Source organism: Pseudomonas sp. IT-P44 (genome assembly GCF_949768225.1).
GTDB lineage: Bacteria > Pseudomonadota > Gammaproteobacteria > Pseudomonadales > Pseudomonadaceae > Aquipseudomonas > Aquipseudomonas migulae.
In genome coordinates, this window is the sequence record NZ_CATKQM010000079.1 from 140,824 (window position 1) to 162,151 (window position 21,328).

The following is a 21,328-nucleotide window of genomic DNA, read 5'->3' on the forward strand; positions in this document are numbered from 1 at the left end:
TCTGCCTACACTTAAAAAGCCTACGGACGACATGACAAAATCAGACCCGCCCGTTAACATGCACGCCGTCCATCGCATCGCATTTCTCGCGGGCGACTTGTGTCTCAGTAGCTCAATTGGATAGAGCATCCCCCTCCTAAGGGGAAGGTTGGCAGTTCGAACCTGCCCTGGGACACCATATAATTCAATGCCTGCGGCCGAAACGTGCTTTTGCTGAAAACTTCCGTGACAGCAGGGTGGCAGCAGCAGGCAAAAAAGAGAGCCCCGCACAGCACTACCTGGCGGGGCTTTTTTGTGTTCCATCTCATAGCCTAGGGACTAAGTGCCCGATAAGGACCTGTTTATGGAGTTAAGGGATTACGCGGTCATCGCAGCTGCAGTAGCAGGCGTAGCAGGTCTGGCGCTTTCATTGATAACCCTACTGATGAAGGGCGAAGAAAATCGCCGCACCATTAGGTCGCAACTAACAGACGTGCTCGCGCGCCTGAATGTGGTAAATGCCGAATCTAGGAAATATAGAATCGAGACCGCTGAAACCGGCTTAAACCCTGAAAAAAGGGCTATGTTTAGCTTTTACAATGACCAAAGGGCGTTTTTGGTCGGCCAGGCTAGGTATCTTATGGATCAGCTTCCTGATCACGTTTCGGATTCCGAGTTCGGGCTTGTAGCAAAGGCATTGGGAAATATCGGCGATCACGAGCTAGCTTGCCATTACTGGGAGATGTGTCTTGAGCGTTCGCCTAGTGACCACGTCAGAGGGATGCACAGTCGTGGATTTGGGGGGTATTTGTTCGGCGAAGGTTACCCCGAATTGGGGCGATTTCGCTTTCAGAACGGTGTTGCTTTGATTGCTGGTACCAGCGATCAAAGACGCTTTCATCGTGTGGAAACCTATCTTCGCTGGGCGGCAGCAGAACGATTTGCAGGTTTTTTCTCTGAGGCAAAAGAAGTATTAGATAAGGCAATGGCTGAAGCCTCTGTTATCCGATCGCAAAGCGTGCAGAACCGTTGTGCTCAAACAATTCGAGAATACGGAGAAGAACCACCGCAACTGGAGGTTAGGGCGTCAAATCAAGCAATGTCTTAATTCGAAGTACCGTAGTGGTCGAACAGTCGGCGTGTCTAGCTGTAGCACGAATACCCAGTCCTGCGACCAGGAGCTCCCGTACCCGCTTATGCAGATCCGCGTCAGCTGGGCGGCCTTGGTACTTGCCAGCAGCTTTAGCTTTCTCGATGCCCTGGGCCTGGCGTTCGCGGCGCTGCTCGTAATCCTTGCGCGCAATCGCGGCCATCATTTCCACCAGCATTGAGTTGATTGCCCCCAGCATCCGGCCGGTGAACTCGTCGCCCTTGGTGTCCTGCATTCCTTGGTGACTGGTCGGCAGATCGAGCGCGACGATGCGCAAGCCCTTGGAGTCGATAGCGGCCTTGAGCTTCTGCCAGTCCTCCACCGGCAAGCGGGAGAGCCGGTCTATCGACTCCACCAGCAACACGTCATCCTTGCGCGCATCTTTGAGCAGGCGCAGCAGCTCGGGTCGGTCCGCCGTGGCGCCGCTGGCATTCTCCAGGTACACGCTCGCAATCACCTTGTTGTGGTCAGTGGCGAATTGCTCGAGCGATGCTCGGGCGCGGCCGGCGTCCTGCTCTTCGGTTGATGCTCTGAAGTATGCGCGGATTAACATGATGTGCGTCCCGTATCAGCTAAGATGTATCACTAATACTGTTACACTTTGAGTGTTACTTATCAAGCGGAAAGGGCAAATAACCGCAGATTTGCGTGTATCAGCTCAGGCATATCCAAGGTGCTACACGTAACCGGATTAAACGGGACTGAAAAAATTGATTTACGGGGGATCGAGGAGGGTTTGTTTGTTGCAGTAATTAGAATGAACTTAAAGTGATACAAAAAGCCCTCACTTTGTGAGGGCTCTGTTTATGGTCTATTACGAGGTTGAGGCGCTGGAGGTGGTGGAGGCGTCCGGCGCGGTTTTTCATCGCGAACGAAGCGCATCGGCGGTGGCGGAGGTGGTGGCGGCTTTTGGGTCATCGATCAATTGCTCCTGGTGATGAATATAGAACGGAAAGAACGACAGCACTGCTAAAACAAGCGCTAAAGTCACGTAGTTTGCAAGCGATCTCAAATATTCCCCTCGTTTGTCATTGTTCTCCGTGTTTACGGTTGCGCCCTCGATATAGTAATTCAGGACGAGACTTTTGAAGTGCTTGTCGGCCTCTTCCTTGCTGTCCCAATATTTCTCGAAATCATCACTAAAGCTTCGCCTGTGCGTCTCAAGGTCTACAAGGGTAGGCAGGCCTCTGTCCGAATCACGAAGCGTCCAGGTCGCCCGGAAATACATCACTCCAATTACCAAGGTCCCACACGCGCAAAGGTAAAAAAACCAGAAAAACACGCTGGCACTGCCGTCGGCCGTGGTGGGTGCCTTGTTAAGCATGTAGGACAGGAAGGTCACAATGGCGACAAGCATCGCGAGAGGCATGGTCAGCCTGGCATACAGCTTTTCTTTACGGTCGAGCTCTTGAAAGTAGATTTTTTCATAAAGCGTGAACCTTTCTTTCTCATCCATGGCATAGGCTCATTCTTGGGTTAATTCGGGACTCAGGCAGAGGGTGGCAACTAGATTTCAATACTGCAAGTCTTCCGCACGAATAGTCATTTCAGCAACATCTTGGGCCTGGCCTCCCATTCTGGTAGGGCAGGTGTTGCGACACGTTTTGCGAATTTTGAAAACGTGTCGCGTACTGAGGGCTGGTTTCTGATCTTGCGGGGGCAGGTTTACACCGTCGGTGGAGACCTTGCCTAAAATGCATGATCCCCCACTGGGGAAATACCTCGCATTCGAGGGCTTTCGAACCACAGAGAAATCACCGGCAGTTCGCACTCAGAGCAAAGTGAGAAAATCCCACATCGGTATGAACGGCTCAAATGTGACCAGGGATCACAATTAAGTAAGCACACCTGCTCCTACCTGCTGTCAAGCACCTGGTTAAGCTTCAGAAAAACCTTTAGCGGTAAGTTTGAACGATTCCCCATTAGGCAGGACCTCTACCCATCCTTGCTGAGCAGCAAATATCATTCCAGGCTTGAAGTCGGCAGCCTCAAGGCCGCGCGAATGCCATACTGCGGTGAAATTGTTGACCCGCAAGACGTGGTCTGGACGATGATTAAAATGATGAACGAATATCGTGAGAATCTCGCGAGCCGTTTCTTCGGGGGTGGGCATAGTGGCCATTCATAACTCCTTGATTGCGCTGGTGGCGTCCTCGGCGAGGGCGTGCTAATTGGCGCTATCGATAATGCCATTCTTAAACCAATCTCAAAAGGCCAGCAGAGCCTTCCTCATTCGATTTCTTCAGGCTTTGCAGAGAGAACATACTCAAGGGATAGAAATGCTTACTCACTGGATTTTCGTAATGTTCATCGGCGGCCAACCGGTCTTAACGGAGCAGAAGGCTTCCGAGGCTGATTGAAATCGGACGCTGGTGCGCGCTGTAAAGCTGGCCCGGGCCCAGGGTAAGTACGCTATCGGCACATGTTATTTTCGCGTAACGGCAGATACCTGATGTATGCAAGAAAGTTTAATTTAATGGCGGTCTCTCGCCTTGGATAAAATCATTAAATGGAATGGCTTATGACAGATGTTATTCAGGATTATCGAAACCTTAAGCCGAGCTTGGAGCGGCTTAGAAGTGATATTCAGGGTGCGCTGGAGGGTTTTTTAAGAGGTGGTGATATTTCAGTTTTTTCAGTTGAGTCGAGGTTGAAAGAGGAAGGCTCTATTTCCAATAAGCTCGAAAGAAAACAAAGTATTGCGTCTCTTGCTGATATGGATGATCTGTGTGGTGTGAGGGTGATTTGTTACTATCAGGATGATGTGCAGGCGATTTGTAAGATCATTGAGAAGGAGTTTGCTGTAGTCGAGAGAGAGGATAAGAGGGATTCTTTGGAAGATAATGAGTTTGGTTATACATCTGTTCATTATATTGTTCAATTGAAAACCGAGTGGCTTTCGCACCCCAAGTCTCGAGGCCTAGGGGACCTCAAGGCGGAAATTCAGGTTAGAACCATGCTCATGCATACATGGGCAGCGATTAGTCACAAATTACTTTACAAGCGTGAGGCTGACGTGCCATCTCAGTTTAAGCGCCAGCTCAACAGGCTTAGTGCGCTGATTGAGTTGGCAGATGAACAATTTGATGCAATGAAAAATAGTAAGCAGGATTTTGTGAAAAGCTTATCGTTTTCAAGCGAGAGACTTAAGTTTTCTGCTGAGCTTAGTTCTGATAGTCTTTTGGCGGTTCGTCAACGCTACTTTAGTGATCGAAAGATAGAGGATGGTGAAATGCCTCTATTGCTAGATGATGTTCGAATAGCTGGTTTTGATCTTAATCAGTTGGTCGGTAGTATAGAAAGATGTCTGCCGATATTGGGTGACTTAGAGGCGGAAGAAGCTGAGTTTTTTGAATATTCTCTCCCTATGTGGTCTTTTGCTGGGGTTATAAGAACTGTTCTTGATCTTACTAGTGATGATTACTTTGATACCAGGGGCGGGGCTTACGAGGAAGACGACTCAATAACCCATAGATATCGTCAGCTTTTGCAGTCGAGAGATTGAGTGTAGTAAGAAGTTTAATCCAATACCCTCAAGTTTAGGGTATTGGCCCGCCACGTGGTGATCATTGAAGGATCGTAGCGAGGAAACGCTCAACGTCATCGATCATCCCTTTTACGTCTCCAGGGTTGAATTTTTCTACTTCGCCATGGGCTGCGGCATTGCGGATGCCTGCCATCGCTGTGATGCGTTTTTGCTGGATTGAGTTGTAAGCCCCCGCTTTCGCCAAGTCGGCATTCATCTTGTCGAGCTTCCCATGGTCGATACCACGATCGGTGCAGAGGTTGCGAATAGTGGTTTCCAGCACCACCCCGGCAATCACCGCGGCTGCCGATGTATATCCCGCGGAAAGCAGCTCGCCGGCCTGTTCGAGTTCGCTCCCGAACACTTCTGCCTGAACCAGGTTACGAACAGTGTTGAGATAACCACCCTCGAAGTCCTCCTTTACTGCAAGAAATACCGCCCTGAGCTGTTTCAGAATTTCGTAGTTGGTTGCGAAGCCGGGTGCTCTCTCAGCTGCGATGAAACTGACCAGTTGCTGCGACGATTCCCCGCACGTATTGATAAGCAGCGTTTTTGCTTTGACTTTCCAGTTGAGCAGCGCATTTTGGTCGACGTATATCGAGGCTGCCCCTGTCATTGGGCTGGCTGCAGTTGTCTTGGACGCCGCGATTGCCTCCAATTGCTCCGCAAGTTCAGAGAATCGCTTTTCGAACAACTTCGTCATTTCGAATTCCTTTTTCTAGTCGTTTGTCTCGACGCGCTGTCAGTGGAAACAGACCGCCGATAGCTGGCGGCCTGTCGTGTCACATCAACCTCTAGCGTCACGCCCAGGCTCATCCTCTGCGACCCGAAACCGCCAGTAACGATCAGGCTTAACCCACACCACGTTGTCTGGCGTCAGCTTGCGGAATGCAGCGAGGACACTCTTTCCTAGAACCTGGTTTCCGTCTGCGTTCTCGGTCAAGAGCTCTTCATGTCCAGATTTGACGAGCCGGTCTACTACATCGTCTTGGTAGATGCATTCGTCACGCTCGATTTCCGAGAGCATCCATTGTGCGACTGCCTCGGCGTCCATCATTTGGCCTCAGGAACTATGCGTTCCAATGACTCAGGGGGAAACCGACCACTTTCGAGCTTCTTCCCCGCAAACCATTGGCACCTGTAGATGGTGGGTCGGATTTCCTTAAGCTGAACGGTCATATTTGGACCGCCTGACTTCAGTTTGACGATTTCACCAACCTCAAACTCGATTTCTTCCGCCATAGCTCTCAACCCTCGTAAGCAGGGGACATCCCTGTGCTTCCAATATTGGGGCTGGCCATTTGCTTTCAAGTGACATTGGAAATATGGAACCGCAACCAGATAATTAGCCAGACCAGTGTCATGCACCCGGTAGGCTTTAGCCTCCGTGGGTAGGCCGTTGATGAGCTTTTGAGTGATCTTCGCTTTCAAGCAATCCAGCTCCGTGACAGCACCGTGGCAGCAAAAATAGCTATACGGGGCCGTTTTCACTGACGCAACCGGACGATAAGCCTTGTAATTGCTGGCCTGTCTCAAGCCTGGCTGTCTCTAAATCGACCCTCCTAAGGGGAAGGTTGGCAGTTCGAACCTGCCCTGGGACACCATCAATTTCCAGCCCTGTGGCTGTCAAAAAAGCCCCGCCAGGATCTCGTATCCGGCGGGGCTTTTTCGTGTGCGATCACCTGACGACCAACATTTGATAGACGCTCATTGCTGTGCCTTACTCCAAGGACCACACAGGGAGCGAAATCGATGCGACGCAGGGGCGCCCAATTCTGGTTGTGGACCAACACGCGATTGCCTCTGCACACCCACGAAGAAGTGCTGGGCAGCGGCGTGCAAATCGAGGTGCATGCGCGGATCAGTGTTGAAGGGGTTACCCAGATTTTTGTAGGTGTCTACGGCGCTGATGGCTGGCCGATTCGCGAGGAGCATCATGACCTCAAGGCGGGTGAGCATTACTGCGCCGCATTGAAGTGGGGTACCCAGCGGGCGAGGGAGATTGTGGCGGACACTCAGGAGTTCGTCGCGCCGCACCGGGTGCAATTGACGTTGAGTCCGGTGATTACCGATGAGTCGGTCGTCGCGTTGCGCCGGATGGAGATGACCGAGCGTGAACGCTTGAAGCTCAGGTCTGCCGATGCCTGGTCAGAGTACCTGGACGCCAAGGAGGCCATGCTCGTCTTGATGCGCTCCACCAAGGTTGACCCTATGGTCTGGGCCGATCACAAGGAGCGGCTCAGGCAGGCGATCGATCGGCGCGCCTGCGTGCAGCGCGACTATCTGAACTGAGCGCGCTTCAGCGCTGGTTGCGCAGCGTCTCGATGGTCTGGATCAGGTCATCGTAGGACACCGGTTTGCCAACATGCTGGTCAAAGCCCGACTGTCGTGATTTCTGAATGTCGCTGTGCGCCCCGTAGCCGGTCAGGGCGATGGCCGGTACATCCTTCGCGAGCGGCAATTCACGCAGTGCGCTCATCAACTCGTGACCGTTCATGACTGGCATGCCGAGGTCGGAAATGATCAGGTCGAATCGAGTGCTTTTTGCCGCGTCCAGCGCCGCCACCGGGCGGTCAAAGGCAATCACTTGCGCATCTTCCATCTCCAGCAGCATTTTCAGGGTTTCCAGCACGTCCGCGGAATCGTCCACCAACAGAATCGTCAGTCCGCTCAGTCTGCCGCAGCTCTCTTCGGTCTGGGCAGCGGCTTGCGCTTCGCCGGCGGTTTTGGCCAATGGCAGATAGACGGTGAACGTGCAGCCTGTGCCTACACCGGCAGAACTCACCTCGACTGCACCGCGTTGCGCCTCGGTCAACTGACGGACCAGCGACAAACCAATCCCGAGCCCTTCACGGTTATGGGTGGCATGTTGTTTTTCAGCCTGGCCGAACAGGTCGAACACGTGATCGAGGTTTTCCGGGGCAATGCCGACGCCATTGTCTTTGATGTCGAGCCGCGCCATGTCCCCGGCCTGGCTAGCGATCAATTGCACACGCCCCTTGGCCGGGGTGAATTTCAGTGCGTTGTTCACCAGGTTCCAGATGATTTGCTCCAGCCGTGTCGGATCGGCCTGGACCATCAATGCATCGGACGGCACCAGCAGTTCGACGGTGACGTCATGCTGGTCATTGAGCACGACAGTGTGGACATCGCGCAGCACACTGGCGAGGTCGACGGCGACCGTTTGCAGCTTGAGCTTGCCGGTGCGGACCCGGGCCACATCCAGCAGATCGTCGATGATCCGTGCCTGGCTGGTGACCGCGTCGCAGATGGTGTTCACCGCCCTGGCCGCCGGCGCCAGTGACTTGGTCACCGGCAAGCGCCGCAGCAATTCTGCGTTGAGCTGGATCAGGTTCAGCGGGTGCTTGAGCTCGTGGGACATGACTGCAAAGAACTCGTCCTTGAGGTTATTGGTGTTACGAGTCTCGGCCAGCTCCTGACTCTGTTCTTCGTGCTGGCGTTTATGGCCGGTCAGGTCGCGGGCAATTTTCACGTAGCCCTGCAGGTTATCGCCGCTGAGCAGAGTCACTTCGCCGCTGCAAAAGAAGCGGCTGCCATCCTTGCGCAAATGCCAGCGTTCATCGTCGCTGCGGCCGTGGTTGCGCACCGTCAGCAGCTCGTTTTCCGGCACGCCCGCCGCGCGGTCCTCCGCAGAGAAAATGAAATCATAGTAGGCGCCCTCGGCCTCGGCCTTGCTGTAGCCGAAGATCAACTCCGCGCCTTTGTTCCAAGTGGTGATCACCCCTTGTTCATCGAGCGTGATGATCGCGTAGTCGCGGGTGCTTTCAGCGACCAGGCGCATGCGCTCCTCGCCCAGGCGCAACTCTTCTTCGGCCGCCCGACGCTTGGTGATGTCGATGAAGGTCAGCACGGTGCCGTCGATGTGGTCTTCGCTGGAGCGGTAGGGCAGCAGGCGGGCGATGTACCAGCGGTTGTCGGTGCTGCTGACTTCACGCTCGATCATGTTCAGCGATTCGAACACCAGCGCCGCATCACCGGCCAGGTTGTCGTAATGCAGGCGATGGGTGATGTCGAGCAGGGAGCGCCCGGTGTCCACCGGCAGCATGCTGAAAATGTCGGTGGCACGCGGGGTGAACCACTTGATGCGCATGCTGCGGTCGACAAATACCGTGGCGATGTCGGTGGAGGCGATCAGGTTGGTCAGGTAGTCGTTGATCTTGTCGGTTTCTTCGACCTTGGTTTTCAGCTCGAAATTGACCGTCAGCAACTCTTCGTTGATGGATTGCAGCTCTTCTTTACTGGTCTCCAGCTCTTCGGTGGCCGAGCGCAGTTCTTCGTTGATCGCCTGCATTTCTTCGTTGGAGGCCTTGAGCTCTTCGCTGGAGACTTCCGATTGTTCGATGGTGTCCTGCAAATGCAGCTTGGTGCGTTGCAGTTCGCGTTCGAGGTTGGACAGCACTTGGTTTTCGTTCTGCAGCACGGTGGTCGCCGCCAGTTCTGAAGGATCGACTTCGACCTCCTCGAAAATCACCAGCACGTACTCGCTGTCCGAGCCTTCATCCTTGTAGGGATGAGCGACCAGGTCGATCAGATAACGCCGCTCATCACGCTTGATCGACACCTCGCGGGATTTGACCGACAGACTGCTCTGCTGAACCTGGAACAACGTGGTGCGCAGTTCCAGGCGCAGCTCTGGAAGGATCAACGTCAGTAAATTGCGCGACATCTCACCACCGACGTGCCGCAGGAAACGCCCGGCACTTTCACTCATGTGCAGAATGTCGGCGTTGGCGTCGACGATCACGCTCGGTGGCGCCGACTGTTCGAGGGCGCGTTGATGGATGTCGGCGAAAGAGGTTTTGCGCTGCACACCGCTGTGCGTCGGCTGCTGGGAAATGTTGGTCCGCACGTAGCCTCCACGCGGCATGGTCGGCGTGCGACGGCTGTTGGCCGTACCGGTCTTGGCGCGGAAGATCCGGTTGCGTTTGTCCACCGGGGCGAACAGTTCGTGGCACGCGTCCGCGCTCTCGGAGGAGCCGAGAAACAGGAACCCGCCGGGGCGCAGGGCAAAGTGGAACATTTGCAGGATTTCACGCTGCACTTCGCGATCGAGATAGATCAGCAGGTTGCGGCACACGATCAGGTCGATCTGCGAGAACGGCGGATCGGACAGCAGGCTGTGTTTGGCGAACAGGACTTTTTCGCGGATTTCCTTGCGAATCCGGTAATGGTCATCTTCCTTGAGGAAGTAATGCCGCAGTCGCGTGGGCGGCACGTCGGTGACGATGGCTTGCGGGTACAGCCCGGCCCGGCCGACGCTGATGGCGCGCTCGTCAATGTCAGTGGCAAACAGTTGCAGCGATGCCGCACTGGCGTCCAGTTGCAACTGATCGCTGAGCAACATCGCCAGGCTGTAGGCTTCTTCGCCGGTGGAACAACCCGCGGACCAGACGCGAATTTCTTCTTTCTCGGGTTGCGCTGACACGGCGGCACTGACCAGTTGCGGCACGACATCGCGCTCCAGCGCTTCGAAGGCCTCGCGATCGCGGAAGAAGTTGGTCACACCGATCAGCATGTCGCCGAGCAGGGCCTTGGTTTCTTCGGGATTGTTTTGCAGGTAATGGAAATAGGACGCCAGATCTGGTTGAGACGTGACCTGCATCCGCCGTTCGATCCGGCGCAACACGGTGGCGCGTTTGTAGTGTTTGAAATCATGGCCGGTGCCGGTACGCAACTGGATCAGAATGTCGTGCAGCATTTGCTCCGCCACCAGCGCTTCGCGTTCGGAGATGGCGACAATGGTCTGCGGTTCGGGGTCGTTGGCAATGGGCAAGCTGATTTCCTGAGAGTTACGCCACAGCTCCAGCAGTTTTTGCGGCATTTCAACGACCGGCAGAACCAGGTCAACCATGCGGGTATCGATGGCGGCGCGGGGCATGCCGTCGAACTCGGCGTCTTCCGGTGCCTGCGCCAGCGTGACGCCGCCCTGTTCCTTGATGCGCGAAAGACCGACGGCACCGTCGGAGCCGGTGCCCGACAGCACCAGGCAGAACGCTCGTTCCCGATGGACATCGGCCAGGTCGCGGAAGAACAGATCGATCGAAGCGTGCCGGGATTCCCGGGTATCGCTGGTACTGACCTCAAGAACACCATCGTTCATCGACAGGCGTTGCGCCGGTGAAATGACGTACACATGGTTTTTTTCGATGGACACCGTTTCGGTGACCTGCAGAACCGGCATCGCGGTCGATTCCTGGACGATCCTGTCGGCAATGCTTTGGTGATCGGGGGAGAGGTGAAGAATGATCACGAACGCCATGCCGTTGTCCTGCGGCATGTTTTCGAAGAACAGCTTGATGGCTTGCAGCCCACCTGCCGACGCGCCAATTCCCACCACCGGAAAATCCAGGGTACTGGGGATCAGGGTCTTTCGCTCATTGGAATTCGCTGAGCGATTGGGAGTGGTGGTCATAACTTTTGCCTGTGCCGACGACGGGAGCGTCTGGGTCTGAAAGAGGGGTAGCAGACGCGTTGCAATAAATCAGGATAATCCCGTTTTTCAATAACGCCTTCAAATATTTAGCCCGCATTCGCGGCCCTTTTAAATTTGGACTCCAGCGGCGCAAATGCATTCCAATTCTTCAAGTGAATGGCCCTGCTGGCCGATAACCCGGACAGTCATGATCTTCTTCTTAAAATTGCCTGGAAATCTTCGATGCTGTCGTATCACCAAAAGCGTTTTTTGATCGTCGATGATTTCTCGGATTTCCGCAGTTCCGTCAGGTCCATGCTGCGTGAGCTGGGCGTCAAGGACGTGGACACCGCCGACACCGGCGAGCAGGCGCTGCGCATGTGTTCGCAGAAGTCCTACGATTTCATCCTCCAGGATTTCCACCTCGGCGATGGCAAGAAGAACGGTCAGCAGGTTCTCGAAGACCTGATGGTCGAGAAGCTGATCAGCCACGAATCCGTGTTTGTCATGGTCACCGCCGAGACCAGCCAGGCGATGGTGCTCAGCGCCCTGGAACACGAGCCCGATGCTTACCTGACCAAACCGTTCAACCGTTCCGGCCTGGCTCAGCGCCTGGAGCGTCTGGAGCAGCGCAAGACCTTGCTCAAGCCGATCCTGCAGGCGCTCGATCGCGGTAAACCGGTTGAAGTGCTCAATGCCTGCATCGCCTTGTGCAAGCAGGACATCCGCTACTCGCCGCTGTGTTTGCGCTACCGCGCCGATGCCTTGCGCGACTTGAATCAGAACGAAGCGCTGGAGCGACTCTACGACAGCATCATTGCCGACCGGCCTTTGCCGTGGGCGTTTGCCGGGCTGGGCCAGTTGCTGTTCAAGCGGGGTCAGGTCAGCCAGGCCAAGGGCGTCTACGAAAAAGCGTTGAAAGTGTTCCCGATGATGCCTGCGCTCTATGACGGCATGGCCGATGTGCTGGTCGCCGAGGGCGACACCAAGGCTGCGCAACAGGTGTTGGAGGAGGCGATTCGTTTGTCGCCACTGGCCGTACGCCGGCAAGCGCTGCTGGGTAAGCTGGCGATGACCAACGAAGATTTCGATACCGCGTCCAAAGCTTACCGTCAGGCCGTCAGCCAAGGTGCCCAGTCACGTTTCAAGGACGCCGAAAGCAACCTCGGCCTAGCCCATGCGTTGATCAGCAAGGGCAGCGAAAAAGGCCTGGACACCCGGACCCGGCTGGAAATCAACACCACGCTGAGTGCCGTGGCCAAGGAAAACCCTTCCGACCCGGGCCTGCAGATTCGTGCGCGGCTGATGAAGGCCACCAGCCTGTTGCTCAACGACGCCGAAACCGCGGAAAAGCTCACCGAGCAAGCGATGTTGCGCCTCGATGGCATGGAGCAATTCATGAGTGCCGAAGCCGCGCTGCTGGTGGCCAAGCAGCTGCAAATGCTTGGGCAGGCTGACGCCGGCAAGTCGATGCTGAAAAACTGCGCAGAAATCTACGGTGACGATCCGACGGTGATGCAGGGTATCGCCAAGCTGACCGACGACCCGAGCATCCTCAACTCCGGCAACGATGCGGCGGAACTCAACCGTCAAGGCGTGCGGGTGTACAAGACCGGCAACCTGGTGGAGGCGCGGGCGGTGTTCCGCAAAGCCCTGGCGTTGCAACCGAAGAACATCAGTATTGCGTTGAACATGGCGCAATCGCTGCTGCATGGCACCGACACCAGCGCGCCATCGGCGGAGCTTGAAGAATGTCGCGCCTGCCTGAAAACGGTCGGCCTGATGCCCGACACCGATGCGCGATATGCGCGTTATCAGAAACTGAAAATCAAGGCGTTCAGCGGATGAACCAAGACAACCCGGCACTGGATTTCTCCACGGTGATTGCTTCCACCGTGCACGACATGAAGAACTCTCTGGCGATGCTGATGCAGGCCCACAGCCAATGGCTGGCGCGCTTGCCCGATCCGGAGCGGCACACCCCGGAGCAGGGCGTGATCGAGTTCGAGTTCGCCCACCTCAACGGCATGCTGGTGCAGTTGTTGGGGCTGTACAAACTCGGGGTCAACCAGATGCCGTTGCAGCCGGCTTACCACGAACTGGATGACTTCATCGAAGCGCAACTGGCCTGTCATCAGGACGTGTTCGCCAGTCGCGGCATCATGGCGACCTATGAAGTGGACCCGCTGAGCCCGCTGGGTTTCTTCGACCGTGAGCTGATTGCGTCGGTGCTGGCCAACAGCATCAACAACGCCATCCGTTACGCTCGTCACGCATTGTTGATCACGGTGAGCGACGAGGCCGGGCAACTGGTGTTGACCATCAACGACGATGGCGAGGGTTATCCGGCCGAGATGATCGAGCGTCAGGCCGATTACGTGCAGGGCATCAACCACAGCAGCGGCAGCACCGGCCTGGGCCTGTATTTCGCCGGACGGATTGCCGCGTTGCATCAGCGCAACGGCATCGGTGGGCGCACAGAAATCAGCAACGGCGGCCCGTTGGGCGGTGGAGTGTTCAGCCTCTATCTCCCCTGAAAACACCGCATCCCCCTGTAGGAGCGAGGCTTGCCCGCGAAGGCGATGTGTCAGTTAATTCAAGTATTGGCTGGTACAACGCCTTCGCGGGCAAGCCTCGCTCCTACAGGGAGCGAGCGTGATCCGTGAGGGTGTATTTGCAAGTCGCTGCTTGATATTCCGAACACGCGGAGCCTATTTTGTACGGTCGCCGTTCGCGGCTTGCACAACTACAAAGGATTGCGTCATGACAACCGGTGGCCAGCGCTCACTCGCGCAGCGATTGACGGGCATTGATGAGATTGAATGTGTTACGCCGGATTTGAACGGCGTGCCCCGTGGCAAGGTCATGACGGCCGAAGGCTTTCACGAGGGGCGGCGTTTGCAGATGGCGCGGGGTGTGCTGCTGCAATGCATCATGGGCGGATATCCGCCAGCGCGTTTTTACGGCAGCGATGACGGCGACCTGGCGCTGGTGCCCGACCCTGCGCAGACCCATCGCTTGCCCTGGAGCAAACAGCCGCGTGCCTTGGCCATTTGCGATGCGGACGAACTGACCGGCGAAAGCTCCCCTCTGTCGACTCGTGGTCAGCTCAAAGCAGTTATCGCCCGTTACGCGGCCCTTGGGCTGGCGCCGGTGGTGGCCACCGAGCTTGAGTTTTTCGTCTTCGCGCCCAACACCGACCCGACGCAACCGTTCCAGCCGCCGGTGGGCCTGGACGGGCGGCGCGAGGACGGTCATTCGGCGTTCAGTGTCAGTTCCAATAACGGCTTGCGGCCGTTTTTCAGTGAAGTCTATGAGTGCATGGCGGCCCTCGGTTTGCCGCGCGATACGTTCATGCACGAGATGGGCGTCAGTCAGTTCGAGATCAACCTGCTGCACGGTGATCCCTTGTTGCTGGCCGACCAGACATTGCTGTTCAAGCATCTGCTTAAAGAAGTCGCGCTCAAGCATGGGCTGACGGTGGTCTGCATGGCCAAGCCACTGGCGCATACGCCGGGCAGCTCGATGCATATTCACCAGAGCATCGTCGAGATCGCCACCGGGCGTAACGTCTTCAGTGACGAGGCCGGCGAGCCGACGGCGACCTTCCGTCACTTCATCGGTGGCCAGCAGGCCGGCATGGCGGATTTCACGGCATTATTTGCACCGAACGTTAACTCCTATCAGCGCTTGTGCCATCCGTTCGCATCACCGAATAATGCCTGCTGGTCCCACGACAATCGGGCGGCCGGTTTGCGCATCCCGGCCAGCTCGCCGGTGGCGCGTCGGGTGGAAAATCGCCTGCCGGGGGCTGATGCCAACCCGTATCTGGCGATTGCAGCGAGCCTGGCGGCAGGGTTGTATGGCATTGAAAACAGGTTGGAGCCGAGTGAAGCGATCCAGGGCGAATTCGAGGTGCCGGATAATCTTTCGTTGCCGTGTACCTTGCATGCCGCGCTCGAGCGTCTGAAACGTAGCCAATTGGCGAAGGAACTGTTCGGCAAGGAGTTCATCGAAGGCTACGTCGCTTCGAAGACCATGGAGTTGACCAGCTTCTTTGATGAAATTACGCCCTGGGAGCGCCGTGTTTTAGCCGCCCAGGCCTGACGAACCTTCGTCTTCGGGCTATCTTTCGGATAGCCCGTTTCTTACCGCAAGGAGCCGCTCGGAACGCCGATGCGCCAAATCTGGAAACCCTTTCGAGCGCTGTATTTCGCCTCGCTGATGATGTTGATCGGCTCTGGCTTGCTGAGTACTTACCTGGGCTTGCGCCTGGCGGCCGACCATGTCGACAGCCTGTGGGTCGGTGCGTTGATGGCGGCCAACTATTTCGGCCTCGTGCTGGGGGGCAAGATCGGTCACCGGTTGATTGCCCGGGTCGGGCATATCCGGGCTTATTCGGCCTGCGCCGGGATTGTCGGCGCGGCGGTGCTGGGCCATGGTCTGGTGGACTGGCTGCCGGCATGGATATTCCTGCGGGTCATCGTCGGTCTCGGCATGATGTGCCAGTACATGGTCATCGAAAGCTGGCTCAATGAGCAGGCCGAAGCCTCGCAGCGCGGCACGGTGTTCAGCGGTTACATGATCGCTTCTTATCTTGGCCTGGTGCTGGGGCAGCTGATTCTGGTCATGCACCCGGGCCTCGGTCTGGAGCTTCTGATGCTGGTCGCCCTGTGCTTTGCCCTGTGCCTGGTGCCGGTGGCCCTGACGCGGCGGATTCACCCGGCGCCGCTGCATCCGGCGCCGATGGAGCCGCGCTTCTTTATCAAGCGCGTGCCGCAGTCGTTGAGTACGGTGCTGGGGGCGGGGCTGATCATCGGCTCGTTCTACGGTCTGGCGCCGTTGTATGCCTCGCAGCAAGGGTTGTCCACGGAGCAGGTCGGTCTGTTCATGGGTAGCTGCATTTTTGCCGGCCTGTTGGTGCAGTGGCCGTTGGGCTGGTTGTCCGACCGTTATGACCGGGCGCTGTTGATCCGCTGTTTTGCGCTGGTACTGGCCCTCGCCGCGTTGCCGCTGGCGATCATGAAGCAGGTGCCGCTGGAGGTGTTGTTCATCACCGGTTTTATCTGCTCGCTGGTGAAATTTTGCCTGTACCCGCTGGCGGTCGCGTTTTCCAATGACCACGTCGAGGCTGATCGGCGGGTGTCACTGACGGCGATGTTGCTGGTGACCTACGGTGTCGGCGCGAGTATCGGGCCGTTGGTCGCCGGGGTACTGATGAAGATGTTTGGCAGCCAGATGCTCTACGCCTTTTTCAGTTTCTTTGCGTTGGTGCTGGTGTGGCGGATCCGCCCGAAAGCGGTGACCAACCTGCATCAGGTGGACGACGCGCCGCTGCATCACGTCGCCATGCCGGACAGCATGTCGAGTTCGCCGCTGGTGGCTTGCCTTGATCCACGGGTCGATGAGCAAGTGGTGCAGGACCAGATGCAGAGCCCGGCCAATCCTGATCCGGCTCCTGAGTCGGAGGTCGAGACACCCACCACTCCACCTCCGGAGGACCCTGACACAGGTCGTGAGCAAAGCTTCACCGAGGCCAGGCCTTAAACCCGGGCATAAAAAAAACGGGCAGTCACCGCAAGGGACTGCCCGTTTTTTATGGGTGCTTGAATTACAGGTCGTCTTTGTCGAAACGTCGTGCTTCGCGCTGAAGCTGGTAGACGAAACGCTCGACCTGACGCTGCACCAGGCCGCTCATGTTGTGAAAGCGGATGCCGGCGAAGGTGGTGGAGATTCTTTCTTCGAAGTGCAGGTAACGCAGTTCGACCGGTGCCGTCATTTTGCCAAAGGGCAGGGCGGCGGCGAAGCGGTCGTAGACCTGACCCAATTGCAGGCTGCCGGTGATGTCGCCTTCAAAGCGCAACTTGCAGCCGGTGGCGGAGATGTCCAACAGCTTGCCGCTGATCGGCGCCTTGAGCTTTTCACCGTCCAGATCGACGTTGACCAGTTGGGCCAGTTTCAAGGCCGCGCGGAAGGCATTGCGACGCTGGTGATAAACCACTTCATCCGGCAGCGGGCCACGATAGCAGCGGCTGTCACCGGACTCGTCGATGGTCAGTTGACCGTTGCTTTCCCAGGCAATGCGCACGCCTTCGTGAAAGCCTTCGACCTTGAACGGTTCGCCGGCCAGCATGAAGCGCTCACCGTCACGCGGGATCATTTCGTCGAGCGCGATGGTCCCGCGCTCGCGGTCCACGTCCACCAGATAGCTCTGGAAGCGCTGGGTGCGCTCATGGAACGTGATGATCAGCGGGTCATGGCTTTCTTGCAGTTGGCGCAGGTTGCCGGAGATTTCCAACGGTGTGGTAAGCACCTTGGGTGGCTGCGGGGCATCTTCCGCGGTTAAGGCATTGGACACGGTTCATCAATCTCCAGACAAAATATGACTACGGCTGGCCAGTATATTGCCAGCATGTTGCGAGTCTTGATAGGGCGCGGTCATTTGCGGGCTCAAGCCTGACTGAGCGGGCGCGGCTTCGCAAGCTTGGCGGTTGATCCGCGGGCGTCATAAAGCGCTGGCGGTTCACCGCCGGTCAGGATTTTCAGCTGATTGGCCGTGGCGGCCTGCTGGACCAGGATGGACTGGCCATTATTGGCGTTCGCCGCCTGGCATTGAGCCAGTAGATCGGTCAGCACATCGCTCTGGGCCAGCAACTGCTCGCCAATGCTCGAATGGCTGGCGAGTTGCTCCAGGCCGTTGCGATTGGTCGGCAGGTTGAGGCTGGCGAGGATTTCGCTGCGCTTGCGGCCATGCTGTTCAAGCAGAATGATCAATGCCTGTTTCTGCGCCAGAATCTCTTCGAGCAGTGGCATGTCCCGACCGTGCAAGGCGAGGGACTCGGTTTGCAGTAACTCAAGCAAGTGTTGCGCTGGAGCAAAGTCGTCGGTGATCAGTTGCAGTAAATTAGTGTCTTGCATGGCTGGCCTTGGGTTTTAAGCGTCCAAAAGCCTGGCGCGGGCCGTAGCCTAGCGCTGGGCTTCGAAGTTGAGCAGTTTGCTGGCTACACGGCTGCTGTCGACTTTATAGCTGCCATCGGCAATCGCTGCTTTCAACTCGGCCACACGGGCGTTGTCGACGGCAGGCTGATCGCGCAGCTTGTCAGTGACCTGTTGCAACTGTTGAGCCTCATTGCTGAGGTGTACCGATTCCCCGCTTTTGATGGCAGTGGCCTGTTCGGCCGGGGTATTCAGCGGCGCGGATTTGCCGGCATCGGCAGTTTCCTTGGCAACGCTGGTACGTGTACTGCCCGTAAGTGGCGAGGAGCTGTTCAAACGGCTGAAATCGATGACCATGGTAAAAAACCTCTGAGTATTTGGACGCTTGCCATGTTTTCGGCTCTCCCTGTGAAAACTTTAGACCCATTTATCAAATGGGCCCGCATGCGCCAGCACTTCTCCTGCATGCGGCACAGTTTAGGGAACAGCCTCGGGCAACGCCACATCTTCACGAACAGAGAATCCTACATGGACACTTCCACCTGACCTGGCGCGGTAACCTGCGCCTTGATGACCCGTTTGGAATTGAGGTTTTTCACCCGTATCTGCTCGGCCATGCCACCGTTGGACAGGGCCTCGCCGGGCATTCGCACGCTGAGCGTACCACTGCGGGCGGTAATCACCACCTGATCGCCTTTGGTAATGACTTCCGCCTGTTCGAGATGAACCAGGGTAATCACCTGGTCGGTGACCATTGGTCGGGTAAGTCGCTGGCCGATCGCCTGGTCTACGGATGTGAAGTAGCCCTGGCCGATCAGGCTGATGTCACGCTCGCGCAGCGTCACGTCATCGGGCTCGACAATCCCTGCGCGACGCAGGGGTCGGGTGACGGTCACAACGTCGCGAAACAGGCGGACTTGAGCGGGTACGAAGACTGTCCAGGGTGATGCCCCCTCGCAGCGAACCTTGACCGTGACCCGGCCCAGCGGCTTGGCCGGACTCTCGAGGCTGGCTGTCAATTCCTTGTCGCACATGGGCATGCGCAGTCGCTGGTCGAGCTGGTTGACCTGGATTTCGTAGCGACCTTCCGTTTGACTGGTAGCCAGATAGTCTTCTACGGTGAATTCAAGAAAGCCCTGGGTGACGCCGATAAGCATGTCAGGCAAGGTAACTGCGTCAGCAAAGGCAGGGCTGCCAGCGTTGAACAGGCAAACGGCCGACACTGCACAGAGCAATCTGCGGATAGGTGATGTCAGGCGTCGGAAAAATGTCGGTTCTGTGTTCATAAAAGTTAAAAAGCAAGCGCCGTGCCGTTTAGTGATGAATGTGCGTCGCAACACACTTAGCGTTGGTGTAGGAGTCTGGGCATGGCTGGTGTAATGGATTCGGTAAACCAGCGCACGCAACTGGTAGGGCAGAATCGCCTGGAGCTGTTGTTGTTCCGTCTCGACGGCCAGCAGCTGTACGGGATCAACGTGTTCAAGGTTCGCGAGGTGCTGCAATGCCCCAAGCTGACCCTGATGCCCAAGTCCAGTCCTGTCGTGTGCGGTGTGGCAAATATCCGGGGGGCGACCATTCCGATCCTTGATCTGGCAATGGCGACCGGTTCCGGGGCGCTTAAAGATCAAAGCAATCCTTTCGTGATCATCACGGAGTACAACACCAAGACCCAGGGTTTCCTGGTGCGCTCGGTGGAACGCATCGTCAACATGAACTGGGAGGAGATTCATCCGCCTCCCAAGGGCACCGGACGCGATCATTACCTGACGGCTGTGACTCGGGTCGACAATCAGTTAGTCGAAATCATCGACGTCGAGAAGATCCTGGCGGAAGTGGCGCCGACACCGGAAGCGATTTCCGTCGGCGTGGTCGATGTCGAGACCCAGCACAAGGCGCTGTCGCTGCGGGTGCTGACGGTCGATGACTCGTCGGTGGCGCGCAAGCAGGTCACGCGTTGCCTGCAAACGGTCGGTGTCGAAGTGGTGGCGTTGAACGACGGACGGCAAGCGCTGGAATACCTGCGCAAACTGGCCGATGAGGGTAAGAAGCCGGAAGAAGAGTTCCTGATGATGATCTCCGACATCGAGATGCCGGAGATGGACGGGTACACCCTGACGGCCGAGATCCGCAACGACCCTCGCATGCAAAAGCTTCATATCATCCTGCATACTTCGTTGTCGGGTGTGTTCAATCAGGCGATGGTCAAGAAAGTCGGTGCCGATGACTTCCTGGCCAAATTCCGTCCTGATGACCTGGCATCCCGGGTAGTTGACCGGATCAAAGCAGCAGACATCAGCTAGGGGCCTTTTGCCCCTGGTGATTAACACGATTTAAGAGGCGGCATCTTTGTCTACGGGTAATTTGGATTTCGAACAGTTCCGGGTCTTCCTGGAAAAAGCCTGTGGCATTTTGCTCGGTGAAAACAAGCAGTACCTGGTCTCGAGCCGTCTCAACAAACTGATGGAACAGCAAGGCATCAAGTCCCTGGGTGAGCTGGTTCAGCGCATCCAGACCCAGCCGCGCAGCGGTTTGCGCGAGTTGGTGGTCGATGCCATGACGACCAACGAAACCCTGTGGTTTCGTGACACCTATCCGTTTGAAGTCTTGAAGAACAAGGTACTGCCCGAAGCGATCAAGGCGGCTCCGGGGCAACGCTTGCGAATCTGGTCGGCGGCCTGCTCGTCGGGTCAGGAACCGTATTCGCTGTCGATGTCGATCGACGAGTTCGAGCGGGTCAATATGGGCCAGTTGAAGATGGGTGTGCAGATCGTTGCCACTGACCTGTCCGGCACCATGCTGACCAACTGCAAGACTGGCGAGTACGACAGCCTGGCCATCGGCCGCGGGTTGTCGCCCGAGCGTCTTCAGCGTTATTTCGACCCGAAAGGGCCGGGACGCTGGGCCATCAAGGCGCCGATCAAGAGTCGGGTGGAGTTTCGCTCGTTCAACCTGCTGGACAGCTACGCGAGCCTTGGCAAGTTCGACATCGTGTTCTGCCGCAACGTGCTGATCTACTTCTCCGCCGAGGTGAAGAAAGACATCCTGTTGCGCATCCACAGCACGTTGAAGCCTGGCGGTTATCTGTTCCTTGGCGCGTCCGAAGCGCTGAACGGTTTGCCGGATCATTACCAGATGGTCCAGTGCAGCCCGGGGATCATTTACCAGGCTAAGTGATGGGTTGGTGGTAGTTTGAAAAACGGGAGTCCTTGGGGGCTCCCGTTTTTTTTGTCTGCTGTGTTTGTGTGTATATCCGTTTTGGGGGTGACGGCGGCTATTGGTTTCGCCCTTACGGCGAGTCACTTGG

General features: G+C 56.7%; 20 protein-coding genes and 1 tRNA gene. 10 read left to right on the forward strand and 11 right to left on the reverse strand.

The features are described from left to right. Positions 1-101: 101 nt before the first annotated feature. Both ACM6IO_RS27405 and ACM6IO_RS27410 read left to right on the forward strand, forming a co-directional pair. A tRNA-Arg gene (locus tag ACM6IO_RS27405) sits at positions 102-178 on the forward strand. Between the two features lie 165 nt (positions 179-343). Beyond that, positions 344-1,087, forward strand: a complete 744-nt coding sequence (locus tag ACM6IO_RS27410; RefSeq protein WP_414912588.1) for a hypothetical protein — start codon at positions 344-346, stop codon at positions 1,085-1,087. Here the strand turns inward: ACM6IO_RS27410 and ACM6IO_RS27415 are convergent. The 3 genes from ACM6IO_RS27415 to ACM6IO_RS27425 form a co-directional block, all read right to left on the reverse strand. Further along, complete coding sequence (locus ACM6IO_RS27415; protein WP_414912589.1) at positions 1,059-1,682, reverse strand: recombinase family protein; 624 nt, start codon at positions 1,680-1,682, stop codon at positions 1,059-1,061. The two genes, ACM6IO_RS27410 and ACM6IO_RS27415, sit on opposite strands and share 29 nt — an antisense overlap. 309 nt (positions 1,683-1,991) lie before the next feature. Beyond that, positions 1,992-2,585 carry a hypothetical protein gene (locus tag ACM6IO_RS27420; protein ID WP_414912590.1) on the reverse strand — a complete coding sequence of 198 codons (594 nt, stop codon included), beginning with the start codon at positions 2,583-2,585 and terminating at the stop codon, positions 1,992-1,994. A gap of 420 nt (positions 2,586-3,005) precedes the next feature. Further along, complete coding sequence (locus ACM6IO_RS27425) at positions 3,006-3,251, reverse strand: hypothetical protein (RefSeq protein ID WP_414912591.1); 246 nt, start codon at positions 3,249-3,251, stop codon at positions 3,006-3,008. A gap of 399 nt (positions 3,252-3,650) precedes the next feature. On the opposite strand from ACM6IO_RS27425, the gene ACM6IO_RS27430 reads away from it, so the two are divergent. Further along, a complete protein-coding gene (locus ACM6IO_RS27430) occupies positions 3,651-4,634 on the forward strand; it encodes a GTP pyrophosphokinase (RefSeq protein ID WP_414912592.1) in 984 nt (327 codons plus the stop codon). 61 nt (positions 4,635-4,695) lie between these two features. Here ACM6IO_RS27430 and ACM6IO_RS27435 read toward each other — a convergent pair whose 3' ends face one another. From ACM6IO_RS27435 to ACM6IO_RS27445, 3 genes are all read right to left on the reverse strand, one after another. Then, a complete protein-coding gene (locus ACM6IO_RS27435; RefSeq protein WP_414912593.1) occupies positions 4,696-5,358 on the reverse strand; it encodes a DUF4145 domain-containing protein in 663 nt (220 codons plus the stop codon). Positions 5,359-5,442: 84 nt separating this feature from the next. After that, entirely contained in the window at positions 5,443-5,712 is a 270-nt protein-coding gene (locus ACM6IO_RS27440; protein WP_414912594.1) for a DUF6953 family protein, read from the reverse strand. Next, a complete protein-coding gene (locus ACM6IO_RS27445) occupies positions 5,709-6,086 on the reverse strand; it encodes a YodC family protein (RefSeq protein ID WP_414912595.1) in 378 nt (125 codons plus the stop codon). The genes ACM6IO_RS27440 and ACM6IO_RS27445 overlap by 4 nt, the downstream gene beginning before the upstream one ends. Positions 6,087-6,407: 321 nt before the next feature. On the opposite strand from ACM6IO_RS27445, the gene ACM6IO_RS27450 reads away from it, so the two are divergent. Beyond that, positions 6,408-6,947 carry a hypothetical protein gene (locus ACM6IO_RS27450; protein ID WP_223538607.1) on the forward strand — a complete coding sequence of 180 codons (540 nt, stop codon included), beginning with the start codon at positions 6,408-6,410 and terminating at the stop codon, positions 6,945-6,947. A 7-nt stretch (positions 6,948-6,954) separates the two neighbouring features. On the opposite strand, the gene ACM6IO_RS27455 is transcribed toward ACM6IO_RS27450, so the two are convergent. Further along, positions 6,955-11,088: a CheR family methyltransferase gene (locus ACM6IO_RS27455; RefSeq protein ID WP_414912596.1), complete on the reverse strand. Its 4,134-nt coding sequence runs from the start codon at positions 11,086-11,088 to the stop codon at positions 6,955-6,957. A 243-nt stretch (positions 11,089-11,331) separates the two neighbouring features. Between ACM6IO_RS27455 and ACM6IO_RS27460 the strand changes: the two genes are divergently transcribed. The 4 genes from ACM6IO_RS27460 (at position 11,332) to ACM6IO_RS27475 (ending at position 16,635) form a co-directional block, all read left to right on the forward strand. Beyond that, positions 11,332-12,936: a tetratricopeptide repeat-containing response regulator gene (locus ACM6IO_RS27460; RefSeq protein ID WP_207285402.1), complete on the forward strand. Its 1,605-nt coding sequence runs from the start codon at positions 11,332-11,334 to the stop codon at positions 12,934-12,936. Next, on the forward strand, positions 12,933-13,625 hold the full coding sequence (locus tag ACM6IO_RS27465; protein WP_008038447.1) for a sensor histidine kinase: 693 nt from the start codon (positions 12,933-12,935) through the stop codon (positions 13,623-13,625). Before ACM6IO_RS27460 ends, ACM6IO_RS27465 begins: the two co-directional genes overlap by 4 nt. A 328-nt stretch (positions 13,626-13,953) precedes the next feature. Further along, positions 13,954-15,195 (forward strand): glutamine synthetase family protein, encoded by a 1,242-nt coding sequence (locus ACM6IO_RS27470; protein ID WP_414912611.1) that lies wholly within the window; start codon positions 13,954-13,956, stop codon positions 15,193-15,195. A 69-nt stretch (positions 15,196-15,264) separates the two neighbouring features. Continuing rightward, positions 15,265-16,635, forward strand: coding sequence for an MFS transporter (locus ACM6IO_RS27475; protein WP_414912597.1), 1,371 nt, complete (start codon positions 15,265-15,267; stop codon positions 16,633-16,635). Between the two features lie 64 nt (positions 16,636-16,699). On the opposite strand, the gene ACM6IO_RS27480 is transcribed toward ACM6IO_RS27475, so the two are convergent. The 4 genes from ACM6IO_RS27480 to flgA all read right to left on the reverse strand — a co-directional run bounded on the left by ACM6IO_RS27480 (position 16,700) and on the right by flgA (position 19,310). Next, the gene (locus ACM6IO_RS27480; RefSeq protein ID WP_008038444.1) at positions 16,700-17,446 is read right to left on the reverse strand and encodes a flagellar brake protein; all 747 of its coding nucleotides are present in this window, start codon (positions 17,444-17,446) and stop codon (positions 16,700-16,702) included. A 92-nt stretch (positions 17,447-17,538) separates the two neighbouring features. After that, positions 17,539-18,006 carry a flagella synthesis protein FlgN gene (locus ACM6IO_RS27485; protein ID WP_008038443.1) on the reverse strand — a complete coding sequence of 156 codons (468 nt, stop codon included), beginning with the start codon at positions 18,004-18,006 and terminating at the stop codon, positions 17,539-17,541. A gap of 48 nt (positions 18,007-18,054) precedes the next feature. Beyond that, complete coding sequence (gene flgM / locus ACM6IO_RS27490; RefSeq protein WP_008033053.1) at positions 18,055-18,381, reverse strand: flagellar biosynthesis anti-sigma factor FlgM; 327 nt, start codon at positions 18,379-18,381, stop codon at positions 18,055-18,057. A gap of 167 nt (positions 18,382-18,548) precedes the next feature. Next, positions 18,549-19,310 (reverse strand): flagellar basal body P-ring formation chaperone FlgA, encoded by a 762-nt coding sequence (flgA, locus tag ACM6IO_RS27495; protein WP_192227952.1) that lies wholly within the window; start codon positions 19,308-19,310, stop codon positions 18,549-18,551. A gap of 81 nt (positions 19,311-19,391) precedes the next feature. Here flgA and ACM6IO_RS27500 point away from each other — a divergent pair, with 81 nt between their 5' ends. Then, positions 19,392-20,324, forward strand: a complete 933-nt coding sequence (locus ACM6IO_RS27500; RefSeq protein WP_192227951.1) for a chemotaxis protein CheV — start codon at positions 19,392-19,394, stop codon at positions 20,322-20,324. A 46-nt stretch (positions 20,325-20,370) separates the two neighbouring features. Continuing rightward, positions 20,371-21,198 (forward strand): protein-glutamate O-methyltransferase CheR, encoded by an 828-nt coding sequence (gene cheR / locus ACM6IO_RS27505; RefSeq protein ID WP_192227950.1) that lies wholly within the window; start codon positions 20,371-20,373, stop codon positions 21,196-21,198. Positions 21,199-21,328 lie beyond the last annotated feature (130 nt).